Annotated in this window: 31 protein-coding genes; 10 read left to right on the top strand and 21 right to left on the bottom strand. The window is 72.0% G+C overall.

What is annotated here, in order from left to right; translation table 11 throughout:
* Nucleotides 1-72: 72 nt before the first annotated feature.
* Together ACGF13_RS30305 and ACGF13_RS30300 are read right to left on the bottom strand one after the other, a co-directional pair.
* Complete coding sequence (locus ACGF13_RS30305; RefSeq protein ID WP_392881125.1) at nucleotides 73-657, bottom strand: hypothetical protein; 585 nt, start codon at nucleotides 655-657, stop codon at nucleotides 73-75.
* 287 nt (nucleotides 658-944) lie between these two features.
* The gene (locus tag ACGF13_RS30300) at nucleotides 945-2,453 is read right to left on the bottom strand and encodes an MFS transporter (RefSeq protein ID WP_392881370.1); all 1,509 of its coding nucleotides are present in this window, start codon (nucleotides 2,451-2,453) and stop codon (nucleotides 945-947) included.
* A 189-nt stretch (nucleotides 2,454-2,642) separates the two neighbouring features.
* Here ACGF13_RS30300 and ACGF13_RS30295 point away from each other — a divergent pair, with 189 nt between their 5' ends.
* Nucleotides 2,643-3,101 carry a MarR family winged helix-turn-helix transcriptional regulator gene (locus ACGF13_RS30295; protein WP_392881123.1) on the top strand — a complete coding sequence of 153 codons (459 nt, stop codon included), beginning with the start codon at nucleotides 2,643-2,645 and terminating at the stop codon, nucleotides 3,099-3,101.
* Between the two features lie 102 nt (nucleotides 3,102-3,203).
* On the opposite strand, the gene ACGF13_RS30290 is transcribed toward ACGF13_RS30295, so the two are convergent.
* Nucleotides 3,204-3,539: an NIPSNAP family protein gene (locus tag ACGF13_RS30290; protein ID WP_392881121.1), complete on the bottom strand. Its 336-nt coding sequence runs from the start codon at nucleotides 3,537-3,539 to the stop codon at nucleotides 3,204-3,206.
* 197 nt (nucleotides 3,540-3,736) lie between these two features.
* On the opposite strand from ACGF13_RS30290, the gene ACGF13_RS30285 reads away from it, so the two are divergent.
* Complete coding sequence (locus ACGF13_RS30285; protein WP_392881119.1) at nucleotides 3,737-4,255, top strand: SMI1/KNR4 family protein; 519 nt, start codon at nucleotides 3,737-3,739, stop codon at nucleotides 4,253-4,255.
* Between the two features lie 85 nt (nucleotides 4,256-4,340).
* On the opposite strand, the gene ACGF13_RS30280 is transcribed toward ACGF13_RS30285, so the two are convergent.
* Nucleotides 4,341-5,375 (bottom strand): 2-dehydropantoate 2-reductase, encoded by a 1,035-nt coding sequence (locus ACGF13_RS30280; RefSeq protein WP_392881117.1) that lies wholly within the window; start codon nucleotides 5,373-5,375, stop codon nucleotides 4,341-4,343.
* Between the two features lie 62 nt (nucleotides 5,376-5,437).
* A complete protein-coding gene (locus ACGF13_RS30275) occupies nucleotides 5,438-6,259 on the bottom strand; it encodes a class II aldolase/adducin family protein (protein WP_392881115.1) in 822 nt (273 codons plus the stop codon).
* A gap of 128 nt (nucleotides 6,260-6,387) precedes the next feature.
* On the opposite strand from ACGF13_RS30275, the gene ACGF13_RS30270 reads away from it, so the two are divergent.
* Both ACGF13_RS30270 and ACGF13_RS30265 read left to right on the top strand, forming a co-directional pair.
* Nucleotides 6,388-6,642, top strand: a complete 255-nt coding sequence (locus tag ACGF13_RS30270; protein WP_392881113.1) for a hypothetical protein — start codon at nucleotides 6,388-6,390, stop codon at nucleotides 6,640-6,642.
* A complete protein-coding gene (locus ACGF13_RS30265; RefSeq protein ID WP_392881110.1) occupies nucleotides 6,639-7,766 on the top strand; it encodes a tryptophan dimethylallyltransferase family protein in 1,128 nt (375 codons plus the stop codon). Before ACGF13_RS30270 ends, ACGF13_RS30265 begins: the two co-directional genes overlap by 4 nt.
* Nucleotides 7,767-7,995: 229 nt before the next feature.
* Here ACGF13_RS30265 and ACGF13_RS30260 read toward each other — a convergent pair whose 3' ends face one another.
* On the bottom strand, nucleotides 7,996-8,265 hold the full coding sequence (locus tag ACGF13_RS30260) for a hypothetical protein (protein ID WP_392881108.1): 270 nt from the start codon (nucleotides 8,263-8,265) through the stop codon (nucleotides 7,996-7,998).
* Complete coding sequence (locus ACGF13_RS30255) at nucleotides 8,262-8,630, bottom strand: ATP-binding protein (protein WP_392881106.1); 369 nt, start codon at nucleotides 8,628-8,630, stop codon at nucleotides 8,262-8,264. The genes ACGF13_RS30260 and ACGF13_RS30255 overlap by 4 nt, the downstream gene beginning before the upstream one ends.
* A 172-nt stretch (nucleotides 8,631-8,802) precedes the next feature.
* On the opposite strand from ACGF13_RS30255, the gene ACGF13_RS30250 reads away from it, so the two are divergent.
* From ACGF13_RS30250 to ACGF13_RS30240, 3 genes are all read left to right on the top strand, one after another.
* Nucleotides 8,803-9,702, top strand: a complete 900-nt coding sequence (locus ACGF13_RS30250) for a helix-turn-helix domain-containing protein (RefSeq protein WP_392881367.1) — start codon at nucleotides 8,803-8,805, stop codon at nucleotides 9,700-9,702.
* Between the two features lie 7 nt (nucleotides 9,703-9,709).
* Nucleotides 9,710-9,895: a DUF397 domain-containing protein gene (locus ACGF13_RS30245; protein ID WP_392881104.1), complete on the top strand. Its 186-nt coding sequence runs from the start codon at nucleotides 9,710-9,712 to the stop codon at nucleotides 9,893-9,895.
* Nucleotides 9,896-10,118: 223 nt separating this feature from the next.
* Nucleotides 10,119-10,631, top strand: a complete 513-nt coding sequence (locus ACGF13_RS30240) for a hypothetical protein (protein WP_392881102.1) — start codon at nucleotides 10,119-10,121, stop codon at nucleotides 10,629-10,631.
* Here ACGF13_RS30240 and ACGF13_RS30235 read toward each other — a convergent pair.
* Nucleotides 10,621-11,163 carry a hypothetical protein gene (locus ACGF13_RS30235; protein ID WP_392881100.1) on the bottom strand — a complete coding sequence of 181 codons (543 nt, stop codon included), beginning with the start codon at nucleotides 11,161-11,163 and terminating at the stop codon, nucleotides 10,621-10,623. The two genes, ACGF13_RS30240 and ACGF13_RS30235, sit on opposite strands and share 11 nt — an antisense overlap.
* Nucleotides 11,164-11,243: 80 nt before the next feature.
* Here ACGF13_RS30235 and ACGF13_RS30230 point away from each other — a divergent pair, with 80 nt between their 5' ends.
* Entirely contained in the window at nucleotides 11,244-11,936 is a 693-nt protein-coding gene (locus ACGF13_RS30230) for a VOC family protein (RefSeq protein WP_392881097.1), read from the top strand.
* Nucleotides 11,937-12,166: 230 nt separating this feature from the next.
* Here the strand turns inward: ACGF13_RS30230 and ACGF13_RS30225 are convergent, their stop codons facing one another.
* The gene (locus ACGF13_RS30225) at nucleotides 12,167-12,574 is read right to left on the bottom strand and encodes a hypothetical protein (protein ID WP_392881096.1); all 408 of its coding nucleotides are present in this window, start codon (nucleotides 12,572-12,574) and stop codon (nucleotides 12,167-12,169) included.
* Between the two features lie 103 nt (nucleotides 12,575-12,677).
* Here ACGF13_RS30225 and ACGF13_RS30220 point away from each other — a divergent pair, with 103 nt between their 5' ends.
* Together ACGF13_RS30220 and ACGF13_RS30215 are read left to right on the top strand one after the other, a co-directional pair.
* Nucleotides 12,678-12,860 (top strand): hypothetical protein, encoded by a 183-nt coding sequence (locus ACGF13_RS30220; RefSeq protein ID WP_392881093.1) that lies wholly within the window; start codon nucleotides 12,678-12,680, stop codon nucleotides 12,858-12,860.
* 201 nt (nucleotides 12,861-13,061) lie between these two features.
* Entirely contained in the window at nucleotides 13,062-13,460 is a 399-nt protein-coding gene (locus ACGF13_RS30215) for a hypothetical protein (RefSeq protein WP_392881091.1), read from the top strand.
* Nucleotides 13,461-13,524: 64 nt separating this feature from the next.
* Here the strand turns inward: ACGF13_RS30215 and ACGF13_RS30210 are convergent, their stop codons facing one another.
* The 12 genes from ACGF13_RS30210 to ACGF13_RS30155 all read right to left on the bottom strand — a co-directional run bounded on the left by ACGF13_RS30210 (nucleotide 13,525) and on the right by ACGF13_RS30155 (nucleotide 25,423).
* A complete protein-coding gene (locus tag ACGF13_RS30210) occupies nucleotides 13,525-14,103 on the bottom strand; it encodes a hypothetical protein (RefSeq protein WP_392881089.1) in 579 nt (192 codons plus the stop codon).
* 82 nt (nucleotides 14,104-14,185) lie between these two features.
* On the bottom strand, nucleotides 14,186-14,776 hold the full coding sequence (locus ACGF13_RS30205) for a hypothetical protein (RefSeq protein WP_392881086.1): 591 nt from the start codon (nucleotides 14,774-14,776) through the stop codon (nucleotides 14,186-14,188).
* Between the two features lie 56 nt (nucleotides 14,777-14,832).
* A complete protein-coding gene (locus ACGF13_RS30200) occupies nucleotides 14,833-15,423 on the bottom strand; it encodes a hypothetical protein (RefSeq protein ID WP_392881083.1) in 591 nt (196 codons plus the stop codon).
* A 111-nt stretch (nucleotides 15,424-15,534) separates the two neighbouring features.
* Nucleotides 15,535-16,314, bottom strand: coding sequence for an ABC transporter permease (locus tag ACGF13_RS30195; protein WP_392881081.1), 780 nt, complete (start codon nucleotides 16,312-16,314; stop codon nucleotides 15,535-15,537).
* The gene (locus tag ACGF13_RS30190; RefSeq protein ID WP_392881078.1) at nucleotides 16,311-17,282 is read right to left on the bottom strand and encodes an ATP-binding cassette domain-containing protein; all 972 of its coding nucleotides are present in this window, start codon (nucleotides 17,280-17,282) and stop codon (nucleotides 16,311-16,313) included. Before ACGF13_RS30190 ends, ACGF13_RS30195 begins: the two co-directional genes overlap by 4 nt.
* Nucleotides 17,282-18,121: a DUF4097 domain-containing protein gene (locus ACGF13_RS30185; RefSeq protein WP_392881076.1), complete on the bottom strand. Its 840-nt coding sequence runs from the start codon at nucleotides 18,119-18,121 to the stop codon at nucleotides 17,282-17,284. Before ACGF13_RS30185 ends, ACGF13_RS30190 begins: the two co-directional genes overlap by 1 nt.
* A 105-nt stretch (nucleotides 18,122-18,226) precedes the next feature.
* Complete coding sequence (locus ACGF13_RS30180; protein WP_392881073.1) at nucleotides 18,227-18,820, bottom strand: toxin-antitoxin system HicB family antitoxin; 594 nt, start codon at nucleotides 18,818-18,820, stop codon at nucleotides 18,227-18,229.
* Between the two features lie 219 nt (nucleotides 18,821-19,039).
* Entirely contained in the window at nucleotides 19,040-20,101 is a 1,062-nt protein-coding gene (locus ACGF13_RS30175; protein ID WP_392881365.1) for an adenosine deaminase, read from the bottom strand.
* Between the two features lie 159 nt (nucleotides 20,102-20,260).
* Nucleotides 20,261-21,556 (bottom strand): DUF445 domain-containing protein, encoded by a 1,296-nt coding sequence (locus ACGF13_RS30170; protein ID WP_392881071.1) that lies wholly within the window; start codon nucleotides 21,554-21,556, stop codon nucleotides 20,261-20,263.
* A 136-nt stretch (nucleotides 21,557-21,692) separates the two neighbouring features.
* Nucleotides 21,693-22,988: a nucleotide sugar dehydrogenase gene (locus ACGF13_RS30165; protein WP_392881362.1), complete on the bottom strand. Its 1,296-nt coding sequence runs from the start codon at nucleotides 22,986-22,988 to the stop codon at nucleotides 21,693-21,695.
* Nucleotides 22,989-22,990: 2 nt separating this feature from the next.
* Nucleotides 22,991-24,229 carry a glycosyltransferase family 2 protein gene (locus tag ACGF13_RS30160; RefSeq protein WP_392881069.1) on the bottom strand — a complete coding sequence of 413 codons (1,239 nt, stop codon included), beginning with the start codon at nucleotides 24,227-24,229 and terminating at the stop codon, nucleotides 22,991-22,993.
* A gap of 231 nt (nucleotides 24,230-24,460) precedes the next feature.
* Nucleotides 24,461-25,423, bottom strand: a complete 963-nt coding sequence (locus tag ACGF13_RS30155) for an ATP-binding cassette domain-containing protein (RefSeq protein ID WP_392881066.1) — start codon at nucleotides 25,421-25,423, stop codon at nucleotides 24,461-24,463.
* Nucleotides 25,424-25,442 lie beyond the last annotated feature (19 nt).

The following is a 25,442-nucleotide window of genomic DNA, read 5'->3' as shown; positions in this document are numbered from 1 at the left end:
TGCTCGGGCGCCCGCCGCGCGACGTCCGCAGCCGGGTGCGGGATCGCGCGGCGGACGACGGACGGGCCCGCGTCAGTAGCGGACGGCCTTGACCACCACCGGGATCAGGGTCTTGTCGGCCGGCTGCCGGCTGAAGGCGACGGGCTGGGCCTTGCCGTTCGCCGGGACGTTCTCGGCTCCGACGATGGCGCTGTCCACGGTCCTGCCGCCGGTGTCGGTGAAGTCGACCTGGACCGCGTAGGAGGCCGCGTTGGGCCCCGGGTTCTGGATCGTGACGACCACGGCGTGCAGGCCCCCGGTGTTCTGCCGCGGGACTCCGGTGATGGTGATGTCGCCCTGCGCGTTGCCGCCGTCCGTCACCCCGCTGAGCACCGAGGCGGCCTTCTCCTGGGTCGCGGACTGCTGGGCCGACACGGACGCCCCGAAGGCGGACGCCCTCGCGGAGAGCGAGGCGGCGGCCTCGGAGGCGGCCGCCGAGGCCGAGGCGGCCGCGGCCGACGCCGAGGCCAGCAGCGACTCCGCGGCGGAGGCGACGGCGGAGGGCGGCTGGCCGGAGAAGGCGCTCGTGTTGGGCGGGGTGGCCGTCGGCGAACCGGCCGCCGTGCCCGACGGGCTGCTGCCGCAGGCCGCGAGCACGACGGCGCCGGACGCCGCCACGATCAGCGCGACCGTGCGCTGCGGTGTCCAGCTCCGGCCCGCTCGCCCGTCACCGCCCGCGCGACGGCCGGGCAGCGGACGGTGGCCGGTTCGGCCGTGGCTGGGGGGACTGTGGAGTTCACGCACCGAGGATCCCTCTCCTGGTCGGTGTTCGGCGGCCGAGGGGCCCGTACGTCCCCATGCTTGGCAACATCCCGCTCCACAGCGACAGCTCCTGACCCGTCCGAGTGGGCCGCCCCGCGCGGAGGCGGCCCGACCGGAGCCGGACGGGACCCCGGGCGCGGGGCTCAGGCGGTGGCCGGCTTCCCCACGTCGGCGCCCCCCGCGTCGGCGCCCGCCGCCTCCTGGGCGGGGACGGCGCGCAGCTGCGGCCCCGGCGGCGCGGGGATGGCGGCGGCGACGGCGGCCGCGATCAGCGCGACGACGCAGCCGATCACCAGGCCGACCCGGAAGCCGCCCTCCGAGGGCAGGGTGTGCCCGCCGAGGGTGACGGTCAGCTGCGACAGCACCACGCCCATCACGGCGGCGGACACCGAGGTGCCCAGCGAGCGCATCAGGGTGTTGAAGCTGTTCGCCGAGGCCGTCGCGGTCAGCGGCACCGCGCTCATGATCAGCGCGGGCATCGCGCCGTAGGCGAGGCCCACACCGCTGTTGCAGACGATCGTGACGACCAGCACGCCCCAGGTGGAGCCCATCAGCGGCAGCGCCAGCCCGTACCCGACGGCGATCGTCAGCGCCCCGGCGACCAGGGTGAACTTGGGCCCGCGGGCGGCCGACAGCTTGCCGCCGAGCGGGGAGACGACCATCATCATCAGCCCGCCGGGCGCCATCCACAGGCCCATCGCCAGCATCGACTGCCCCAGCCCGTAGCCGGTGGCCTCCGGCAGCTGGAGCAGCTGCGGGATGATCAGCGCCTGGGCGTACATGCCGAAGCCGACCAGCACGGAGGCGGCGTTGGTCAGCAGCACCCGCGGGCGCGCGGTGACCCGCAGGTCGACCAGCGGCTCGGTCACGCGCAGCTCCCAGCGGGCCCAGAGCATCAGGATCGCGGCAGAGGCGGTGAACAGGCCGAGGGTGCGGGTGCTGCCCCAGCCCCAGTCGCCGCCCTTGGAGACGGGCAGCAGCAGGCAGACCAGACCGATGCTCAGGCCGATCGCGCCGACGAAGTCGAACCGGCGGCCGGCGGAGCGGCCACCGGCGGTGGGCGAGGCCGCGGTGGGCGAGGCCGTCGAGGCCGGGATGACGGTCCAGAGCATGCCGATGATGACGACGGTCAGCACGGCGGTGCCCCAGAACAGCACGCGCCAGCTGGCGTAGTCGGCGACGCCGGCCGCGATCGGCAGGCCGAGGCCGCCGCCGATCCCCATGGAGGCGCTGACCAGCGCGATCGCCGAGCCGAGCCGCTCGGGCGGCAGGACGTCGCGCAGCAGGCTGATGCCGATCGGCACCAGGCCCATGCCCATGCCCTGCAGCGCCCGGCCGGTGATCATCGGCAGCACGGAGTCGGCCACCGCGCACAGCACCGAGCCGAGCAGCAGCGGGACGCAGGAGGCGATGAGCATCGTCCGCTTGCCCAGCAGGTCGCCGAGACGGCCGCTGATCGGGACGAAGACGGCGGCGGAGAGCAGGGTCGCGGTGATGACCCAGGAGGCGTTGGACGCGGTGGTGTGCAGGAGTTGCGGGAGTTCGCTGATCAGCGGGGTGACCAGGGTCTGCATGATCGCGGCGACGGTGCCGGTGAAGGCGAGCGTCGCCACGATCGGACCGGTACGGGCGGTGGGGGCGGGGCCGTTGATGACGGGCCTCCTCGGGCATTCGGGGGACGCAGGCGTGTGCAGTTCGCACACCATGTGCAGCTAGCACACTCTGCTCAGGCTACACACGATGTGCGTCATGCACATCGTGTGGGATGCGCACACCTCTGGCATACTGGACGTGATCGACGAAGAACCCGCAGGTCAACGCGGTGATGAAGGGACTTCGACATGGCCGGCCCCACGCACGAGGTAGCCCTCGAGTTCCTGGTGTTCGCCCGGCACCGCGACCTCAACCAGGTCGACGACCGCCGCCCCGAGGGCAGCCAGCTCGAACGCAGCGCCTACATCCTGCTCAGCCGCGTCGCGGCCCAGGGGCCCATGTCGATCGGGCAGCTCAGCGACGCCTTCGGGCTGGACGTCTCCACGCTCAACCGCCAGACCGCGGCGCTCACCACCGCCGGGCTCCTCGACCGCATCCCGGATCCGGACGGCGGCATCGCCCGCAAGTTCCGCCTGACCGAGGAGGGCCGGCGCCGGCTGGACGACGAGCGCGAGGCGCACGTCCGGGCGCTCGACCTGGTGATGGCGGACTGGCCGGAGGAGGACATAGCCACCTTCGCGGCGTACCTGCGCCGCTTCAACACCGGCATCGAACGGATCGACGGCCGCCCCTGGCCCCGGGGTTGAGGGTGCCGGCTTCGGGCCCGAGACCCACCGGGGGCTCGGACGGTGAAGCCGGACGGGTGGACCGGGAGTGGTCAGGGGCGGCCACGGTCGGTCAGGAGCGGTTCAGGAGCGCTTGAAGACCTCGGCCGCGTCGTCGGCGACCTCGACCACGATCGAGTGCAGGCTCTCGATGCGGGAGACGATCGCCTCCCGCGGGCCCTGCCGCCAGACCTCGCTGCCGTAGAAGGCGTCCTCCTGCGCGCGGTGCTGCTCGATCGAGTCGAACGCCCGGATCAGGTACGCCTCCTCGTGCCCGTCCTCGTCCACGAGCGACGCCCCGTGGTCGACGACCCGGATGCCCGCCGCCCGCAGCAGCGGGACGGCCTCCTCGCCCATCACCCGGACGAAGTCGGCGCGCGTGCCCGGCTTGAGGCGGTAGGTGCGCAGTTCCAGTATCACGGCGGCTCCTCGCGATGGTTGACGCCCGGTCAGACCGGAGGCCCGTCCCCCGGCCAGGGCGGGTGGAAGCCTAGACGGGAGCGCGAGGCCGCGCGTCAGGATTCGGCCCCAGCCGACTTCCCGCGCGGGGCGCCGACCCCGCGTGTCAGTGGCGAGCCGTAGCCTTCGACCTGGTCCGCACGGAAGGGGAGGGCGCGATGGCGACGCTCGACGAGCTCAGGGCACTGCTGGGAGAGCCGCGCTTCAACTGGTCCGATCCGGCGCCCTGGACGCGGCTGGAGCAGGACCTCGGGGCCTCCCTCCCCGCCGACTTCCGGGCCTTCACGGACGCCTACGGCCCGGTGGAGATCAACGAGCAGCTGTACCTGGAGCACCCCGGGCATCCGATCAGGAACCTGGGCGAGAAGATCCAGGAGTCGCTCGAACTCTGGCGCGACGAGGACGAGGCGGAGTTCCTTCCGGCCCCGGCGGGGTCGGGCCCCGGCGAACTGCTGCCGGTCGCCACGGCCACCACGGGCGAGTTCGTCTTCCTGCGGGTGCCCGAAGAGCCCTTGATGCCGTGGGGCGTGGGCGTGCTGGAGACGGACACGCTGGAGTTCGTGTCCTACGAGTTGACGTTCGGCGACTGGATGCTGGCGTACCTCAGGGGCGAGGACGTCACGGTGCACTCCCACAACCTCGCCCCGGACCGCCCGTTCTACCGGCCGTTGACCTGACGGGCTCACCTTCGACGCCCGACCGCCGGCCGGCCCCTCGCGGGGTGACCGGCGGCCGTCACGGTGGCCCGCGCGGCCGGGGCCGTCAGCTGGCCGGGGCGACTTCGGCGAGGAGGGCGGGGCCGGCCCAGCCGGGCGCCGCGCCGGGGGCGGCCGCCTCGGCCTCGCGGACGAGGGTGATCAGACGGGCGTTGGCCGGGGCGGTGAGGCCGTGGCGCTCGGCGAGGGCGACGATCTCTCCCTGGAGCGAGTCGATCTCGGTGGGGCGTCCGCGCTGGAGGTCCTCCCACATCGAGGAGCGGGCGGTGGCGTCGATCTGCAGGCTGGCCCCGGCCAGCTCGTGGAACTGCGCGTCCGACAGTTCGAGCACCTGCGGCATCACCTCCGGCGGCACCGGGCCGAGCTGGGCCGGCTCCACTCCGGCGGCCCGGAACACCGCCAGCGCCTCCAGCTGGCAGCGCGCCACGCACCGCCGGTACGCCAGCTGCCCGACCTGCTCGCGCAGCGGCAGCCCGGAGAGCGCGTTGACGGCGTTGTTCAGGTTCATCAGCAGCTTCGCCGCCTGGACGGCCGGCATGTCCGACCGCAGCTCCAGCAGCAGACCGCTCTCCCTGGCCGCGTCGGCGAGGGCGTCCGCGCCCTCCTCGCCCGCCAGCATCAACGACCCGCCGCTGCCCTGGTGGAAGGCGGCGGGGCCGGTCCGCACCACGTTGTACGGGACCATACCGGCCAGCACCCGGTGGGACGGCAGCGCGGCCGCGAGCACCTCGGTGTTGCGCAGCCCGTTCTGGAAGCTGACCACCACCGTGTCGGGGCCCAGGTGCGGGGCGAGTTCCCGGGCGGCGGCCTCGGTGTCGGCGGACTTCACCGTGACCAGGACGTAGTCGGCGCCGGCCACGGCCTCCGGGCCGGCGGCAGCGGTCAGCTCCCGTACCTCGCGGCGGGCCTCGCCCGGGCCGGTGAGGGTCAGCCCGCCCGCGTCGATCGCCGCCATCGCGGCGGGACGGCCGACCAGGGTGACCTCGGCGGTCGAGGCGAGCATGCCGCCGAGGTGGCAGCCGATGGACCCGGCGCCGAACACGGCGATCCGGAGCCTGCGCTGGGCGGGGGTGGTGGGCACGGTGCGGCTCCAGGACGAAGGCGGGGACGAGGAGGAGGAACCGGGGGTGTGGGGCCGGCCGGTCAGTCGAAGAGGTCGGGGTCGGAGAGGGTGATCTGGTCCCACAGCGGGCGGGCCTGGAACCAGCCGGCCAGTGAACTCCCGAGCTGGTCGCGGGTCTTCAGCGCGGTCTCCCGGTCGATCAGCTTCGGCGCGCCGGCCGCCATCGCGAGCAGCTGCGCCTGGCAGGAGCGCTCCATGGTGATGAACCACCAGACCGCCTCGGCCACCGTCCCGCCGACCGTCAGCAGGCCGTGGTTCTGCAGGATCACGGCCTTGTGGTCGGCCAGCGCGGCGGCGACCCGCTTGCCCTCCTCGGTCTCGGTCACCACGCCCCGGTAGTCGCTGTACAGCCCGTGGTCCTCGAAGAAGGCGCAGGCGTCCTGGGTGATCGGGTCGAGCGGGATGCCGAGGCTGGAGAAGGCCTTGCCGTACAGCGAGTGGGAGTGCGCGGCGGCGACGGCGTCCGGGCGGGCCGCGTGCACCTGGGAGTGGATCGCGAACGCGGCCCGGTTCACGGGCCGGGTGCCGTGCAGCAGGGCTCCGTCGTGGTCGACCAGGATCAGGTCGGAGGCCTTGATCTGGTTGAAGCTCATGCCGAACGGGTTCACCCAGAACCAGTTCGGGTTCTCCGGGTCGCGGACGGTGATGTGCCCGGCGACGCCCTCCGAGAAGCCGAACCGGCCGAACAGGCGGAAGCCTGCCGCCAGTTGCTCCTTCCGGTACTGGCGCTCCTCCTCGACGGTGTCGAAGGCCGGCGGCAGCGGCAGGGTCACCCCTTCCGGGGCCGGGCCCACGACGCCGGTCGCCGCATACGGGTCGGCGGGCTGCTGCGGTGCGGACATGGCGACTCCCGGGGCTGCGACGGTGGGGCAGGGGGTGGATCAATCCAAAGACATGTTCGAAAGATACATACCTTTGGCAATGATCTCCTGACTATGATCAATCTGATCATCGATCATGGAGAGGGGCAATGATGCGTAAGGCATTGGCAGCGCTGGCAGTTGGGATCGCCGCCGGTACGGCCCTGCTCGGCGGCACCTCGGTCACCACCGTCGCCGGCCAGTGGAACGAGCCCAACCAGTCGGTCGTGGTCCAGCGGAACGAACCGAACCAGTCGGTCGTCGTCCAGCGGAACGAGCCCAACCAGTCGGTCGTCGTCCAGCGGAACGAGCCCAACCAGTCGGTCGTGGCCCAGCGGAACGAGCCCAACCAGTCGGGCCAGTGACCAGCCCGCTGCTTCGCGACGCGTTATCCGCCCAGGCCCCCTTCCGGGCCCCGGAGAAGACGTTCGGGCAGTTCCTGGAAGAGAAGTGGACAGCCGTCTGCCGAGGCCTGGGGACAGGCGAGTTGGAGACGGCGCGCGTCCTGCGGGAGCTGCGGGACGTGCTCAGCCCGTGGGGCGGGCGCGCCATCGGGACCAGGTGCGATCCTCCGTCCTTCGTGTCGTCCGACGGCTTCCCCGCCGAGCTCTCCGTCAGCTGGAAGGCGGGCAAGCCGGAGATCCGCATCCTGTTCGAGTCGCTGGGCATCGATCGCACCCCGCTCGGATACCAGGAAGCCGGACGGGAGTTGACGCTCCGGCTCGCCGAACGGCCGGGGGTGAGCATCGAGCGGTACCTCGACGTCGAGGACCTGTTCGTCACGACCGCTCCCGATCACAACCGGCCCACCATCTGGCACTCCCTGGCCTGGCAGCCCGGCGAGCGGCCGCACTACAAGGTCTACCTCAACCCCCAGGCGCACGGCCTGGACCGGACCCACGAGGTCATGGCGGAGGCGATGCACCGGCTGGGGCTGGCGAAGGCCTGGGGGCCGGTGGGGCGGCGGTGCGAGGAACTCGCGCTGCGCGGGCACGAGGTGGAATTCTTCGCACTTGATCTGGACGGCGGAAGCGCCTCCCGGGTGAAGGTCTACTTCCGCCATCTCCCGATGACGATGGACGAGTTGGACACGGTGGCCGCACTGTCGCACCGCCACGACTCGGCGCGGGCGGCGCGGGCGCGTGCCGTGATCTACGGGCGAGACGGCGGCACGGTGGACAACGAGCCGATGACCTGCCTGGCGTTCCGCGAGGGTGCGACAGGGCCCGAGGAGGCCAACGTCTACCTGCGGCTGCCGGGGAACGCCCGGAGCGATGCCGAGGCGGCCGCGCGGATCGCGGAGCTGATGCGGATCGAGGGGGTCGACCCGCGCCCGCACACCGAGGTGCTGAGACGGCTGACGGCCGGGGTCGAGGAAGGCGACACCGGCGTGCAGGAGCTGTGCAGCTACCGCACCATCGCGCCGGGGGTTCCGGCGCACATCGGGCTGTACCTGCGGTTCAACACCTATTCCGGGCCGGTGACCTGAGCGGGCTGTACCTCGAACTTCCCCAGTGGGAACTTCGAGTCACTCAAGGAGCGCGGAACCGTGGTCCCGATGAAGAGGATCTCGTGAAGAGGATCTCGGACGTGCAGCCGGAACTCTTGGAGTACGTGGCCATGGGGACGACTCCCTTCGGTCGCGCCGGAGTCGTCGGGGTCCGGATCGCCCGAATTCCATGCAAGCACCCTTCCGGGACCGAGGCCATCCGGGCGAGCTAGGTCGGCTCCGGGCGGTGGTGGACGTCGCGGTTGCGCCTGAACTCGCGGATGAGCGCGAGGAGGTTGATCAGAGTGCTGGCCGGGACGTTGCCGATGTCGACCAGCGGACGGCCGTGGAGGTTGGTTCCGCCCGGGGTCGCCGAGGGCCAGAGGAGGCCGAATTCGCGACCCTCGGTGCGGAGTTCGACGATGAGCTCGGTGACCTGGCGCGAGGTGAGGTGGAGGAGCGCCGGGTCGGCGGGGTGGATCGGGTGGTGGGCGCTCACAGAGCACCGTCCTGGTGCAGCTCGAACCATACGGTTTTGCCGAGCTGTTGGGGGTCGACGCCCCAGCGGTGGGTGAGGCCGGCGACGAGCTGGAGGCCCCGGCCGGTCTCGGAGAGGAGGGAGAGGGGGCCCTTCTCCGGGGGGAGCGGGCTGCGGTCGGAGACCGCGACGCGGAGGGTGTTGGCACGGTGGTGGATCAGGATGACCGGGGAGGTCGTCTCGCCGTGGCGCCAGGCGTTGACGATAAGTTCGACCATCGCGAGTTCGGCGTCCGCGATGAGGGAGGGCGGCCAGCCGGCGCTGGCCATCCCGTCGCGGAGGGCGTCGCGGGAGAGGGTGAGAGAGGGGGAGTTGAGGTTGCGCACAGCGTCTCCCGGAGGGGGATGGGTGAGACCGGCGGATGCGTCGCCGTGAACGAACCCACTGGACATGGGTGTTCTGCGGTGCCCGAGCGGCGTTACTGACGATCCGTTCGGTGATCGATGCATCACAGACTGTAGGGCATGCGATAGCAAATTTGCTAGCGCACTCAAGAAGATGTGCCTACCTGCTCGCTGGACTCGTCACGCACGCGCGGTGGATGCTGGGGAGATGCCACCTACCCCAACCGCACGCCGGAAGCGCGTCGGCATCGAGTTGCGAAAGATGCGCGAGACCGCCGGGCGAACGGCCGGAGACGCTGCTGCTGTTCTTGGGCTGGACCGCAGCAAGGTCACGCTGATCGAGCAGGGCTCCTACCCGATCAGCGCCGAGCGGGTCCTCGCACTCGCCGCCGAGTACGAGGAAGCCGACTCCGAGTACGTCGATGCCGTTGCCGAGATGGCCGCCGACCGGACCAAGGGGTGGTGGGAGGAGCACAGAGGCCTCGTCCCTGCCGGGATTCTTGACATCTCCGAGGTCGAGCACCATGCCAGCGCGCTGGTGACGTACCAGATCTGTCATGCGCCGGGGCTCATGCAGACCGAGGAGACAGCGCGGGCGATCTTTCGAGAGGTCTATCCTCCCCTACGGCCGCTGAACATCGAAGCGCGAGTCGAGAACCGGATGCGCCGAGCCGAGCTCCTGACGCGAAGCGATCCACTCAACTACGAAGCGATTGTGCATGAGGCCGCACTGCGCATGGAGTTCGGAGGTACAACTGTTGCCAGAGAACAACTGAAGCAGTTGCTCGCACTCTCAGACGCCCCCAACGTGACACTGCGCGTGCTGGAGTTCAAGGCCGGCGGCTTCAAGGGAGCAGGTCAGGCCGTGCTGTACGCGCCTGGCCCCGTGCCCCGCCTCGATACGGTGCAGCTGGACTCCGTAGGATCACCAGCGTTCCTGACCGAGATGAACCAGCTGGAGAACTACCGGAACATCCTCGGGGCGATGCGTGATCGCGCGCTCGATCCATCGGCCTCCCGTGACGCGATCTCCAGCATCATGAATAGCCTGTGAGGCCCCGATGGAAGAACTCTCTTGGCGAAAGCCCAGCGCCTGCGGCGATGGCAATAATTGTCCTGAGGTAGCCATAGGCCCCGACGCCGTTTACGTCCGCAGCAGCCTTCGGCCCGACGCCATCGCCCAGCTCGACGTCAGCGAGTGGCGCGACCTCGTGGCCGCCATCCGCGTCGGCGAGTTCGACGCCTGACTCCCCGATTCGTCGCACGGGCTCTGACCTGCTAATGTTCCTGACGTCGCGAGAGAGATGATCTCTCGTCAGGCGTCAGCGGTGCTACCAGAGCACGTCCTACTTTCAGTAGGAAGAGTCCGTGCAACCCGGGCCTGGCGCTCCACAGTCGGAAGGGTCCGGCACCTACCCAGGTGCCGGACCCTTCCGCGTTTCCCACCCCGACCGCCCCACGAGGCCCGCGATGTCCGACCCCCAATCCCTGTTCGACTTCTGGTGGACCCCTACCCCGGACAGCGAGCGCCTCCAGTGGACCCTCACTCCCTTCGTCGGCGCCGGCCCGCTCCGCTTCGGCATGAACCACGACGAGGCCCTCACCGCACTCGACAGCACCGGCAGTGCACCCCTCGAATCCCGCGGCCCCGCCTTGGAAACCCGGCTCCGGCACCTCGGCCTGACGCTCTACTTCGACCAGCGAGAAGCCCTACTCGGCATCGTCGTCGACGCCCTCAAGGGCCCGCAGGTCCTCGCCGCCGGCATGGCACTCACCGGCCGCACGCCCTCGGCCCTGGAGCAGTGGATCACCGACCGCGACACCCGCGTGCCCGGGGGCCGGCCGGTGTCACGGACCCTCGGGGTGGTGATCAGCCTCCAGCGCTCCCACGACCTCCTCCTCACGCGTCTGGTACTGCTCTCGCGCGAGGCCACCCGGAACCCGACCCACGCCCTCCCGAACGAGGTCTGGATCACCCGCTGATCTGGAAAGCCTCGTCGGGCAGGAAGTCGTGCAGGTAGTGCAGGCCCTCCGCGGGGAAGCACACCGGCCGCGTCAGCAGCCCGTCCCCCGCCCGCTGCACCCCGATCACCACCCCGAGCGACTCCGAACAGAACTCTCCCCCGCCCATGACGACGAGCTCCTTCGCCGGCGCCAGGGCATCGGCCCGGCCCCACAGCCACTTCCCCAGCTCGGACGGGCGGCGCCCGGTCAGCGCCACTCCCTCCACCGACACCTGCGGCCCGCACAGCGCGTCCGCCGAGACGCCCCGCAGCCGCTCGTCCCAGTAGTAGAGCGTGAGTCCGAAGCTCGGGTAGCGGCCGGTCACCAGCCCGTACGGGTCCTCGGCCAGGCACGGGCCCGAGTACCGCTGGAGGTCGTCGGTGCGGCGGCTCAGGATGTTGGACACCTCGTCGATCAGCATCCCGAACCGCAGCGGGCCCACGCTCTCGAACGGCTCCAGCACCCACTGCTCGCGCTCGCCGTCCGGCAGCACGTCCCAACGCTCGTACATGATCACGAAGCCTAGACAAACGCTTCCGCAGTGCCGAATGATCGACCGGGGCGATCGAATTCGCACGCTTGTTGGGGCGCATGACCTACGGGGAGAGCACGATGGAGCGCATCAGGCCGCAGCGGTTCCACGAGGCCGTCGGCCTGGAGGACTGGCGCGTGGTGGGCGAGGGGGCGTGTGCGTACTTCCGCACCGGGTCGTTCGCGGTCGGCGCCCGGTTCGTGCAGGCGATCAGTGAGATTCCGGGCGTCGGGGACGACCACCCGGACGTCGACGTGCGGCAGGCGGGCGTGCTCGTGCGGCTGATCACGATCACGGACGACTACTACGGACTGACCGAACGGCACATCGAACTGGCCCGCCGGATCTCGGCGGTGGCCCAGGCGCTGGACGTGCCGGCCGACCCGTCCGCCGTGCAGACCGTCCAGGTCACCGTCGACGCCCTCGCCGGTCCCGACGTGGTGGCGTTCTGGCGCGCTCTGCTCGGCTACCAGGAGCGCGCGGGCAGTGGCGAGGACCTAATCGACCCGCACCGCCGCGGGGCGCCGTTCTACTTCCAGCGGATGGATTCACCGCGCCCGCAGCGCAACCGGGTCCACGTCGACGTCTGGGTGCCCTACGACCAGGCCGAGGCCCGGATCGCCGCGGCCCTCGCGGCCGGCGGCCGCCTGGTGAACGACGCCGACGCGCCGTCGAACTGGGTGCTGGCCGACCCCGAGGGGAACGAGGCGTGTGTCGGCGTGGCCGGCCCGCCCGCACACGTCCCGGCCTGACTGCCCCGGGGCCACGATTCGGCGCACGGGCGCTGACCTGCTAATGTTCCTGATGTCGCGAGGGACATGAAACCTCGTCAGGCGTCAGCGGTGCTACCAGAGCACGTCCTACTTTCAGTAGGAAGAGTCCGTGCAACCCGGGCCTGGCGCTCCACAGTCGGAAGGGGTCCGGCACCTACCCAGGTGCCGGACCCCTTCCGCGTTTCCCACCCCACAGCAGCCACTCCGCGTCAGGCCGCGGGCTTCGCGAATGCGGGCCGCACGAGTGCGGCGAGCAGAACCAGCACTGCCAGCGCGAAGAGCGTGAACAGGTAGTTCCCCGACAGCAGGCCGTAACCGAGCAGCATGACCTGCACCGATCCCGCCCCGACCAAGGCGGAGGAACCGCGGGACGCCTTCTGTGGCGACCCCATCGCCCACAGGCCCAGAGCCGCCCAGCCGTTGACCCCGACCATAACGAGTCCCGCGAGCAGGAACCCCTGCGGCAGGAAGCGCGGGACGGGCGCCACCTCGTCCTCGAAGGCGATACCGCCCACGAACAGCGGCATGGCGATGCAGAAGAAGAGAACGATGGCGATCGTTTCGAGCAGCATCAGGGCCATTGCCCCCAGCAGGGCAGCGGTGGTGAAGCGGGTCATCGTGCCTTCCAAGTGTTGCGGCTGGATCGGTCGCAAGTCGAAAGAGCATATGAGGTGCCGCGCGTGCGGGACACGGCATGACAACCATGGGAGGAAACGCACCATGCCGAGCACGTTCACCGTGTTCTTCGAAGGCCCGTTCTGGGTCGGGGTGCTGGAGATCGCGGGCCCGCGAGGGGCCGGTCACCTCAACCGCGCTGCTGCCAAGCGCCGCGCCGCCGAAGCCGCGCTCGACCGGCGGGCGGCCGCCAGGCGGCAGGCCAAGGAGCGACACCGGGGCAGGTGATTCCCCATCTCCTCACTGTGCCAATCATATTGGAGCAATATAGGAAAACGGCCTGATCTCATCGTCGGCGAACTTACCGAGCGGAAGCCGGTTTTCCGCCACCAGGGGCCGGGGTAGTGCCGAAGCGTTCGCGCCCCGACCATTTCACTGCTCACGAAGGGGCGAATCCTTGACGCTTTTCTTTCTCGGAAGGACACCCTCATGCACAGGACCCTTCGGAACGCCCTCGCGACCGTCATCGTGACGGGCGCGCTCACCGCCGCCGCCGCTCCGGCCGCCCTGGCCGCCGAGCAGGCGCCGTCGACGGCCGGGGTGCGGGCGGAGCTCCGCAACCCGAAGACGGTCAAGGTCGCGGACTACAACCAGGCCCGCAACACCCTGATCAACGCGGGCAGCAAGACCGCCGCCAAGTCCCACCCGGCCCACGGCACCAAGGACGTCCCGGTCTCCCACGGCACCAGCCTGCTGGCCGAGGCCCGCGACGAGTTCCGCGCCGCCGACCGGAACCTGCCGGCCAACCAGAAGAGGTCCGACATGTCGATCCCGCACTACAACGCCATCCACAGCGCGGCCAGGACCATGGGCATCGACACCTGGTGACACCTTCCCCACCACGATGCACGGCCCGGCTCTCCTCCGCTTCCCGGAGGGGAGCCGGACGGCTTCAGCGCTTCGGAGGCAGGGGCTCTTCCCGCGGCTCGCCCAGACTGCCGTCCGGGAGGACGTCGAAGACCGTGAGCGTCTTGCCCCTGGTGATCGTTATCCGGTCCGGACCTGACCAGTTGACGCCGTCGTCGTGCCTGGAGGAGTCCAGTTCCCAGTGGCGGGCCGACCAGCCGGAACCGGACACCAGCTCACTGCGGTAGAACGGGTCGAAGCCGCCCAGGTCCGTGATGACGATCACCCGGTCCGGGCGGCCCGGGGCCGCCTCCCGACGCGGCGGGTCCATGGGGGGAAACAGGCTCGCCAGGAGGGCGAACGGCACGCAGAGGACCAGCAGCCCCAGGCCGAGGCCGCAGACGAGCTGCCCCGTCCCGGTACCGAATCCCAGCTCGACGACGAGCGAGGCCACGAGCAGCACGAGCACCGACCCGATCAGCAGGACCGGGTGGTCGCACCACTCCGCGACCATCACCAACCCGCCCGAACGGGACTCGCGCCAGCCCGCCACGCACGCCAGCAACGCCAGCAGCGCCACCGCCCTGAGTCCCCACGCGATCTGCCTGCGGCGCACCGTTGTCATCTCTCACCCCCGACGGTTCTTTGCCGATCTTCGGCGCGGACGTTACTACAGGGACTCATGGGGCAGTTGGGACCGGCAGGGCCTAGCGCTGCCGGGGCGTCACCGAGGGGCCGCCCGGCCTCCCGTCCTCGTCCACCGTGAAGACCCTGACCTCCTTCTCCAGAGTCACCGTGATCCGGTCCGCACCGGACCACTCGGCCCTGACCAGGCCCTTGCCGTCCACCCAGGGGCCGAGGCTCCAGTGGCGGGCCGACCAGCCGCTACCGGTCAGCAGCTCCACCCGGTACACCGGATCGATCGAGTCCGCGACGTTGGCGAAGACGAGCACCCGCTCCGGGTGGTCCGGGGCGGCCTCCCGCCGGGTCTCCACCCCTTCGTCGGCGGTCACCAGCGTCGACAGCGCGAGCGGCACCCCGAGGAAGACCAGCGCCACCAGACCGCCGGCCAGGCCGATCTGCGACTCCGGGGTGCGGAACTCCAGCTCGACGACCACCGAGATCAGGACCAGCGCGACCGCCGACCCGGCCAGCAGGACCGGCCGGTGGAACCAGAGTTCGAGCTCCACCAGCCCGCCCGAACGAGCGGCGTGCCGGCCCACCAGGTAGGTCAGCAGCGCCACGAGCGCCACCCCTCTGAGCCCCCACGCGATCCGCCTGCGGCGCGCCACTGCCATCCCTCGCTCCCCCACGGTTTCCTCTCCGGACTTCGGCACGGACCGCACCGCCGGGCCTACCGGGGCCTCGGCGTCACCGAGGGGCCGCCCAGTGCGCCGTCCTCGCCCACGGTGAAGACCTCGATCTCCTTCTCCAAGGTCACCGTGATCCGGTCCGGACCGGACCACTCGGCCCTGACGAAGCCGTCGTGCTCCTCCCAGGTGCCGAGGCCCCAGTGGCGTGCCGACCAGCCGCTGCCGGTCAGCAACTCCACCCGGTAGACCGGGTCGATCGAGAAGGCGACGTCGGTGACGCTCAGCACGTGGTCGGCGCGGTTCGGGTCGGGGGTGCGGGCGACCAGCCGGCCGTCCCCACCGAAGTAGTACGCCAGGGCCCCCACCGCCGCCCCGATGAAGAGGAGCGGTGACAGGACGGCCGCGCAGCCGATCTGCGCCCACCTGGTGCGGAACTCGACCTGGGCCACGGCCGAGGCCACCGCCAGCGCGACCGCCGTCCCCAGCAGCAGCACCGGGTGGTTCAGCCAACGCTCGACCTCGATCAGCCCGCCCTGCCGGGAGGCGAAGTACCCCGGCAGGTACACCAGGAAGGCCGCCAGCGCCGCACCCCGGAGCCACCACACGACCTGCCTGCGGCGCGCCACCGTCATTTGCTCCCCCCGGAGTTGCCCTTTGCCGGGACTTTACTACGGGGCCGCCGGGTGGCCCGGGCGACGGGTGCTCCGCCGTCCGGGCCGCCCGGCCCACCGGCCGTCCCCCCGTCACCGCCGGTGGAAGACGCTCCGCGACCAGAAGTAGCCGACCAGCGTCAGCCCGGTACACCAGGCCAGGGCGCTCCAGGCACCGGCGCCGATCCCGGTGCCCATCAGCAGCCCGCGCAGGGTCTCGATCATGGGGGTGAACGGCTGGTACTCGGCGAACCAGCGCATGGCTGTCGGCATGGAGTCGGTCGGGACGATGGCGCTGCCGACGAAGGGCAGGAACTGCAGCGGCATCGGCAGGTTGCTGGCGCTCTCGACCGTCTTGGCCACCAGGCCGATGCCGGCCGATATCCAGGTCAGGGCGACGGTGAGGAAGAGCAGCAGGCCCGCCGCGGCCAGCCACTCCACCGGCCCGGCGTTCGGCCGGAAGCCCATCGCGAGGGCCGTACCGACCACCAGGACCAGCCCGATCATGGTCTGGATGACGCTGCCGACCACGTGCCCCGCCAGGAAGGCGGAGCGTGATATCGCCATCGTGCGGAAGCGGTTGACGATGCCCTCGGTCATGTCGGTGCAGATGCCGATCGCGGTGACCAGCGACCCCGAGGTGGCCGCCATCAGCACGATGCCGGGCGTCACGTAGTCGATGTAGTGGCCGCCGCCGATCCCGGCGCCCAGTGTGCTGCCGTAGGCGTAGTTGAAGAGCAGCAGCATCATGACCGGCGTCACCACGACCGCGAAGGTCAGCGACGGGTACCGCAGCGCGTGCTTGAGGTTGCGGCGCAGCATGGTCAGCGAGTCGCCGAACGCGTGGCCGGCCGTGCCCGTGGCCGTGCTCATCGCACGCCCTCCCCGGTCAGTTGAAGGAACACGTCGTCCAGGTCGGCCGTCTCCACGACCAGTGACTCGGCCGGTACGGACGCGTTGTCGAGCGTGTCCAGCACGGCCTTCACGGTGAGGACGGAGTTGTCCCCCGGGATCTCCAGCCGCAGCGCCTCGGTGTCCGCCGTGGCGTACTCGAACAGCGCCGCGGCGGCGGCCAGTCGGCCGGCGTCCGCGAACCGGAGCCGGATCCGCCCGCCGGGGGCGAACCGCTTCAGCTCCTCGGCCGTGCCCTCGGCGACGATCCGGCCGCCGTCCAGGACGGCTATCCGGTCGGCGAGTTGGTCGGCCTCCTCCAGGTACTGGGTGGTGAGGAGGATCGTCACCCCGTGGTCGGCGACCAGGCTCCGGATGATCTCCCACATGGTGCGCCGGCTGCGCGGGTCCAGCCCGGTGGTCGGCTCGTCCAGGAAGATCACCTTCGGATCCCCGACCAGGGTCATCGCGAGGTCGAGCTTGCGCCGCATGCCGCCGGAGAAGGTGGTGACGGCCGTGCGGGAGGCCTCGGTGAGATCGAAGCGCCGCAGCAGTTCCTCCGCCCGCCTCCGCCCCTCCCGACGGCGGAGGTGGTTGAGGTCGGCCATCAGCAGCAGGTTCTCCTCGGCGGTGAGCAAATTGTCCACCGCCGAGAACTGGCCCGTCACCCCGATCGCCCGCCGCACCGCGTCGGCCTCGCGCTCCACGTCGTGCCCGGCCACCCGGGCCGAGCCGCCGTCGGCGGGGATCAGGGTGGAGAGGATCTGCACGGTGGTGGTCTTGCCGGCGCCGTTGGGCCCGAGCAGGGCGAACACGCTGCCCGCCGGGACCTCCAGGTCGACGCCCCTCAGGACCGGCTTGTCCCCGTAGGACTTGGTGAGGGCCGTCGCCGAGATCGCCGGGACCGTCCGGTTCACCGGGACCACCGGGCCCCCCGAGGCCGCCGCCATCACGCCCTCCGGACGATGACGTTGCCGACCTGGGTGCGACCGCGCACCTCGACCGTCTCCACCGCGTCGCCCGGGCCCTGGGTCGGGCCGAGGTCGTTGCGGACGCCGCCGACCTTGCTGTGCACGTCGAGCCAGGCCGCGGTGCCCTCCGCGATGCCGACCTCGACGTCCCCCACGTTGGTCTGGAGGGTGACCTGACCGCGGACCACCCGGTCGACCCGGATGTGGCCGTGCGCCGACTTGGCGTCCACGTTGCCCTCGGCGGCGCCGATGTGGATCCGGCCGTTGGAGGCGTTGGCGTGCAGCTCGCCGCGCACCTCGTCGATCTCGGTGTCGCCGTTGCTGTTCTTGACCGTCAGCCGGCCCCCGACGGATCCGATCTCGATCCGGCCGGCGCCCGTCACCTCGGCGTCCCAGGCCGTCCCGCCGAGCCGGACGTCGCCGAAGCCGCTGTCGAGCCGCACGCTGTCGGCCTGCTCGACCTGGATCCGGCCGAGCGAGGTCTTCAGCCGGCAGGCGCCGAGCGGCCCCTCGGTGATGAACTCGGCCATCGGGCACTCGCTGTGGACCTCGGAGCCGATCGGCAGCTCGACCAGGACCTCGATCGCGCCCTTCTTGCTGGTGAAGACGGAGCGCTGCTTGGGGGCCTTGACGCCCAGCCGACCGCCGGAGAAGTCGACCTGGGTCTGCTCGGCGGCCTTGACGTCCGCCTCCTTGGCCGGGTTGGCGGGCCGGACCTCGACCACGGTGTCGGTGCGCTTGCTCGCCTTGATCCAGACCGAGCCGATGTCGAACTCGAGGATGGCGGAGATCGGTCCGTCGGTCTCGTACGTAGGCATGGCTGTCCCGTCCTCTTGACTCGTGTGGGTGTTCCCGCTGGTCGGAGCGGGGGTGACGTCGAAGGTGCAGAAGGTGGTGCAGACGATCCCGGTACTGCGGAAGTGCTAGTGGACCCAGCCGGTGAAGCCCTCGCCGCCGATGCTGCGCGCGATCCGGCTGCCCGGATCGGCCGCCGGGCGGCGGGCCGGCTCGCCGCCCTCGAGCGCACCGGCCAGGGCCCGGACCAGCCAGGCGTTGAGCGAGAGGCCGGCCTCGGCGGCGGCCTCCTCCGCCCTGGCCTTGAGGTGGGCGGGCAGGCGGAAGTTGATCCGGGCCGTGCCCGTCTCGTCCGCCTCCGGCACCCCGGAAGGCACCCCCGAAGGTGCCACCGGAGGCACCACCGGTGGCACCGCCGGCACCATTGGCGCCACGGATGGCGCCAGCGGCGCCAGATCGCCGTGGAAGGCACCCGAGCCGGGCGGCGCCGTCACCACGAACTCCGGGTCGAGGCCGCGCAGGCGCACGTCCACCGAGCCGGGGGCGAGATCACGGGTGACCTCGCCCATGGCGGCCGAGAGCGCGTTGAGCAGGGTGAGCCGCACGGCCGACTCCAGCGGGAGCGTCAGCCGCTCGGCCAGCGCGCGGGCCTCCTCCCCGCCGGTGGCGGCGGCCACCGCGAGCTCGTTCCGGAGGTTTTCCACGTAGGGCGTGAGGTCCATGGCCGATAGCTTGGCACGGCGATGGCGCCATGTCGAGCCATTTGTGGCACCACTTTGGCGCCATCACCCCAACGGAGTCGGCGCCGGCCGGCGCCGACGACAGGACCGCCCCGCCGACCGGAGGTCGACGGGGCGGTCCAAAGGGTGATTCAGAGGTGGGTTCGGAGGCGGGTTCGGAGGCGGGTTCGGGGGCGGGTTCGGGGGCGGGTTCGGGGGCGCCTACGCCCGCCGCCAGCCCGCCAGGTAGGCGTCGATCTCCCCGGCCAGCCGGGTCTTGCCCGCCTGGTCCAGGAAGGAGGCCTCGACCGCGTTGCGGGCCAGCCCGGCCACCCCGGCCTCGTCCAGGCCCAGCAGCCGCGCCGCCACCGCGTACTCGGTGTTGAGGTCGGTGCCGAACATCGGCGGGTCGTCGCTGTTGACCGTCACCAGCAGCCCGGAGTCCACCATCTGCTTGATCGGGTGGTCCTCGATCCGCTCCACGGCCCGGGTGGCGATGTTGGAGGTCGGGCAGACCTCCAGCGGGATGCGGTGCTCGCCCAGGTAGTCGACCAGCGCCGGGTCCTTCACCGCCTGGGTGCCGTGCCCGATGCGCTCGGCGCCGAGCACCCGGATGGCGTCCCAGACCGTCTCCGGCCCGGTGGTCTCGCCCGCGTGCGGGACGCTGCGCAGGCCGGCCGCCCGGGCCCGGTCGAAGTACGGCTTGAACTGGGGGCGCGGCACGCCGATCTCCGGGCCGCCCAGGCCGAAGCTGACCAGGCCCTCGGGGGCCAGCTCGGTGGCCAGCCGGGCCGTCTCCTCGGCCGACTGCAGCCCGGCCTCGCCCGGGATGTCGAAGCACCAGCGCAGCACCACGCCGAGTTCCTTCTCGGCGCGCAGCCGGGCGTCCTCGATCGCCTCCATGAAGGCGACGTCGGGGATGCCCCGGCGGACCGAGGAGTACGGGGTGATGGTCAGTTCGGCGTACCGGATGTTCTGCCGGGCCATGTCCTCGGCCACGCCGTAGGTGAGCGAGCGGACGTCCTCGGCGTCCCTGACCAGGTCCACGACGCTCAGGTAGACGTCGATGAAGTGCGCGAAGTCGGTGAAGGTGAAGTACTCGGCGAGCGCCGCCGGGTCGACCGGCACCTTGGAGTTCCCGGCGTGCCGGGCGGCGAGCTCCGCGACGACGCGCGGCGAGGCCGAGCCGACGTGGTGGACGTGCAGCTCCGCCTTGGGCATCCCGGCGATGAACGCCTCGATGCTCCGGTCCGCGGGCTCGGTCCGGCTGTCGCCGTTCCGAATGTCACTGGGGCCGATCCGACTTCCGTCCGGCTGGACCACGGTGGTTCCCTTCTTCCTGCTCCGTGCCTCTACGCGCGTATCGCGTGGTTTCGGCCCAGGATAGGCCCGAGTCGGCGCCGCCGTCCCCGGGATCGGCCCCGAGCACCGCCGTCCCCGGGATCAGCCCCCGAGCGCGACCGCCACGGTGTGGATCAGCAGCCCGGCCAGGGCGCCGACCACGGTGCCGTTGATCCGGATGAACTGGAGGTCGCGGCCGACGTTGGCCTCGATCTTGCGGGAGGCGTCGTCGGCGTCCCAGCTCGCCACCGTCTCGGAGATCAGCGAGGTGATCTCCGTTCGGTAGGTGTCGACCAGGTACTGGGCGGCGTCCTGGAGCCAGCCGTCCACCTTGGCCTGCAGCTTGGCGTCGGTGGCCAGGCGCTCGCCGAAGCCGCGCACGCCGTCGCGGATGCGCCGGCGCAGTTCGCTGTCCTCGTCCTCGGCCGCACCCATCACCAGGGTGCGCACGGCCGCCCAGGTGGAGTTGATCAGGTCCTGCACCTCGGGGCGGGCCAGCAGCTCGCCCTTGGCCCGCTCGACCCTGGCGATGGTCTCCGGGTCGGTCTGCAACTCGGTCGCGAAGTCGGCGAGGAAGTTGTCGATCGCGCCGCGCGCCGGGTGGTTCGGGTCGTCCCGGATCTCGGTGACGAAGCGCAGCAGCTCCCTGTAGACCCGCTCGCCGACCTGGTGGTCGATGAACCGGGGCGTCCAGCCCGGGGTCTTCTGGGTGACCTTCCGGACCACGTCCTCGTGGTTGGCGGTCAGCCAGCCGTGAGCCCGGACGGCGACCAGGTCCACCACCCCGTGGTGCCCGCCGTCGGCGACCACCTTGCCGAGCATCCGGCCCATCGGCTCGGCCACCGAGGTGGCCGCGGCCCGCCTGGTCACCGCCTCGGCGACCACCGCCCGCACGTCGTCGTCGCGGAGCACCGCGAGCAGGCCGCGCAGCGCCGCCGAGGCCTCCTTGGTGACCCGCTCGGCGCTGCCCGGCGCGGCCAGCCACTCCCCCAGCCGCCGGCCGATGCCGAGCGCCGCCAGGCGGCCGCGGACCACGTGGCCGGAGAGGAAGTTCTCGCCGACGAACTCGCCGAGCGAGCGGCCGAAGGCGTCCTTCTTGGTCGGGATGATCGCGGTGTGCGGGATCGGCAGGCCGAAGGGGCGGCGGAACAGCGCGGTCACCGCGAACCAGTCGGCCAGCGCGCCGACCATGCCCGCCTCGGCGGCGGCCGCCACGTACCCCGCCCAGGGGCCGGCGCCGGCCGCCTTCGCCCAGCTGGACAGGGCGAAGACCAGGGTCGCGAAGGCCAGCAGGCCGGTCGCGATGGTCTTCATCCGGCGGACGCCGCGTCTCTTCTGCTCGTCGGCCGCGGTGAACCGGACCCCGTGGCCGGTCCCGCTGAAGGCATCGTCACTCACCCCGCCAGTCTGCCCGGTGCCCGGTGCGGACGGGGGCGCGCCTCGCGATCACGCGCCCCCGCCAGGCGTCACGCGCCGAACGGGCCCGGCGAGAACGGGCCCGAGACCGGGCCCGAGACCGACACGGGACCGGCTTTCACTCCCCGCCCAGCACCATCCGCCGCACCTCCGCGCCCGCCCAGCGCTTCGGGTCCGTGCACCGCCGCCCGTCCAGCAGCACCCGCACCCCCGGCAGGTCCACCGGCGACAGGTCCCGGTACTCCGGGTGGTCCGCCTGCAGCACCGCCGCCACCACCGGCTCCCCGCCGTACGGCGGCAGCCCGAGCGCCGCCAACTCCTCGGCCCCGTACAGCGGGTCGCTGACGTACGGCCGCCCGCCGGCCGACCGCACCGCCTCGACCAGCGGGAACACCCCGGAGTACGCCGTCTCCTTGACCCCGCCCCGGTAGGAGGCCCCGAGCACCAGCACGCCCTGCCCGGCGATCCCGCCCGGCACCGCCCCCGCCAGCACGCCCACCGCGTACCCCGGCACCGCCAGGTTGGCCTCGCGCGCCGCCCGGACCACCGTCGCGCCCGGGTCGTTCCACAGGTACAGCCGCGGGTGCACCGGGACGCAGTGCCCGCCGACCGCGATGCCCGGCCGGTGCAGGTGGCTGTGCGGCTGCGAGTTGCAGGCGTCGGCGATCTCCGCGAAGTCCACCCCGACCTCGTCCGCGTACCGGGCGAACTGGTTGGCCAGCGCGATGTTGACGTCCCGGTACGTGGCCTCGGCGAGCTTGCTGAACTCGGCCGCCTCCACCGAGGCCAGCTCCCAGACGCCGTTGGGCCGGGGCAGGTCAGGGCGCGGGTCGAAGTCCAGCACCGCCCGGTAGAACTCGGCGCCGCGCCGGGTCGAGGACGCGTCCAGGCCGCCGACCAGCTTGGGGTGGCGCCGCAGGTCGGCGAGGACCCGTCCGGTGCGGACCCGCTCCGGGCTGAACACCAGCGCGAAGTCCGTCCCGGCGGCGAGGCCCGAGCGGGACGACAGCCGGGGCGCCCAGCGCTCCCTGGTGGTGCCGACCGGCAGGGTGGTCCCGTAGCTGACCAGGGTGCCCCGGCGCAGCCCGGCCGCGACGGCGTCGGTGGCCGCGTCGAGCGCGGTGAAGTCCGGACTGCCGTCGGTGGCGGTGACCAGCGGGACGACCAGCACCACGGCCTCGGCCCCGGCTACCGCGCCCGTGGTGTCGGTGGTGGCACGCAGCAAGCCCTCGGCGACGACCCGCTTGAGCACCTGCTCCAGGCCCGCCTCCCGGGGGGACGGCGGCACGCCCAGGTTGACGCTCTCCACCACACCGGGCGCGATGTCCGCGCCGGTGACCCGGTGGCCCTTCAGCGCGAACTGCACCGCCAGGGGCAGGCCCAGCCTGCCCAGCCCGACCACGCAGACGTCCAGGCTCATTCCCGTCCTCCGTTCACCGAGTCGGCCAGCCGGCGCCATGCCGGGTGGCGCCGCAGTCCGCGGCGCAGTTGCTCCGGGACGAGTCCGCGCCACAGCTGCCGCGCCAGGTCGAGCCGCGGCGCGGCCTGCGCCACGGCGGCGCCCGAGTCCTCCTCCGGCAGCAGGAACAGCGCGTCCGGCAGCCCGAGCCGGGCGTCCCGGAACGCCGGGTAGCCCGCGAACCGCCGCCGCCCGTCCACCACCACGGGTGGATCGCCGTGCGCCGCCTCGTAGCGGATCTGGTGGCGCAGGGCCTCCGGCCGTACCGCGCAGGCGAGTTCGAGCCGTACCCGCTCGGCGACCGGCAGCCGGTGGTACACCTCGCGGGCGCCGAAGCGCTCGATCAGCCGGGCGACCTCGACGCACACCCGCTCCTGCATGTCGTCGGCCAGCAGCAGGAAGCCGTCCTGCAGCAGGCGCGGCACGTCCCGGCCGAAGCCGCGCACCCGGATGGCGTCCGACTCCTCGCCCGGCCTGGCCAGTTCGGCGGCCACCTGCTGGAGCGCGGTGATCCCGCGCAGCCGGTCCAGCACCCCGGCCCGCTCGGTGAGGTCGCTCCGGTCCTCGCGCGGCACCGGGAAGTAGCAGTCGTAGGAGGCGAGGACGGACACCCTGGCCGCCCGCAGGCAGGCCTCCAGGGTGAACGGCTGGTCCGAGAAGACCTTCAGCCGTTCGTCGCGGCGCAGCCGGTGGCGCCGGAGGAGGTCGAGCCGGAAGAGCTTGGTGTCGGCCAGCGCCCAGGCCAGCGCCGAGTCGGTGAAGTCCACCGACTCGGCGTCGGCGTGGAAGATCCCCTGCGGCACCGGCCGCCCGTTCACCCCGGCCTGCTTGGGCACCACCACATCCGAGCCCCAGGCGTCGGCGGCCGTGACCAGCCGCTCCAGCGCCTCCTCGCCGAGCCGGTGGTCCGCGCCGAGGAACAGCACGTAGCGGCCGCGGGCCAGCTGCATGCCGCGGTTGGCCGGGCCCGCCGGGCCGCCCGAGTCGGCCTGGTGCACCACCGTGAACAGCCCGGGGTGGCGGGCGGCGTACTCGTCGAGCAGCTCCCCACCGCCGTCCGTGGAGCCGTCGTCCACGGCCACCACCTCCAGCCGCCCCGGCGCCAGGGACTGCCCGACCAGCGAGTCCAGGCAGGCGGTGAGGTACGGCATGGTGTTGTGGACCGCGACCACCACGGTCACGTCGGGTAGGGCCATCGGGCGGGGAGCCTCCGGTTTCCGGCATCGGCGGGTGACATCCGGTCAACTCGCGTCAGCGGCCGGGGGTCACGGTGATCACCCACACCGGCGAAGGAGAGCCGAACGCGCCGCCGAACGACGAACGGGCGCACGGCATCCGGCCGCCGTACGCCCGCCCCCTCCAGTCGTGCGCGCCCGTCCCCGTCAGCCGTACGCGCCCGTCCCTTCAGGCATCCGCGCCCGTCCCCGTCAGCCGATCGCGACCTCCGCGTACATCCGGGCGATCACGTCCTCGATGGCCGGCTCGCGCACGGACAGGTCCACCAGCGGGTAGCGCGCGGCGACCGCCGCCACGATCGGCGCGGCGCTCTCCTCGGCCGGGAAGGCCAGCCACTGGCGCGGCCCCTCGACCCTGGTGACCCTGGCCCCGGGCACCTCGACCGGGTGGGCGAGTTCCTGCGCGAGGTCCACCACCAGCGTCCGCTCGCTGCGGCCGGCGGCGTGCAGGCCCTCCAGCCCGCCGTCGTACACCACCCGGCCGTGGTCGATCACCATCACCCGGCCGCAGAGCTGCTCGATGTCGGTCAGGTCGTGGGTGGTGAGCAGCACGGTGGTGCCCCGGTCCCGGTTGACCTCGCGCAGGAACTCGCGCACCCGGCCCTTGCTGATCACGTCCAGGCCGATGGTCGGCTCGTCCAGGTAGAGCACCTGGGGGTCGTGCAGCAGCGCCGCCGCGAGGTCGCCGCGCATCCGCTGGCCGAGCGAGAGCTGGCGCACCGGGGTGTCCAGCAGGCCGCCGAGGTCGAGCAGTTCGACGCAGCGGTCGAGGTTCCCGCGGTACCGGGCGTCGGGGACGCGGTAGATCCGGCGGGCGAGTTCGAAGGAGTCCCGCAGCGGCAGGTCCCACCAGAGGGTGGTGCGCTGCCCGAAGACGACGCCGATCCGGCGGGCCAGCGCGACGCGTTCGCGGGCCGGGTCGACCCCGGCCACCCGCAGCCGCCCGGAGCTGGGGACGAGGATGCCGGTGAGCATCTTGATGGTGGTGGACTTGCCGGCCCCGTTGGGCCCGATGTAGCCGACGCACTCGCCGGCCTCGACGGTGAAGCTGAGCCCGTCCACCGCGCGGACCTCGCGTTTGGCCCGGCTGAACCGGCCGGTGCGGGTGCGCACGGTGAAGCTGCGGCGGACGTCCTGGAGTTCGATCAGTGCCATGGTGGGCTCCTTCTGGTCA

Source organism: Kitasatospora sp. NPDC048286 (assembly GCF_043201735.1).
Classification (GTDB): domain Bacteria; phylum Actinomycetota; class Actinomycetes; order Streptomycetales; family Streptomycetaceae; genus Kitasatospora.
The sequence above is the reverse complement of the archived record's forward strand: the minus strand, read 5'-3'. Positions and strand labels throughout refer to the sequence as shown.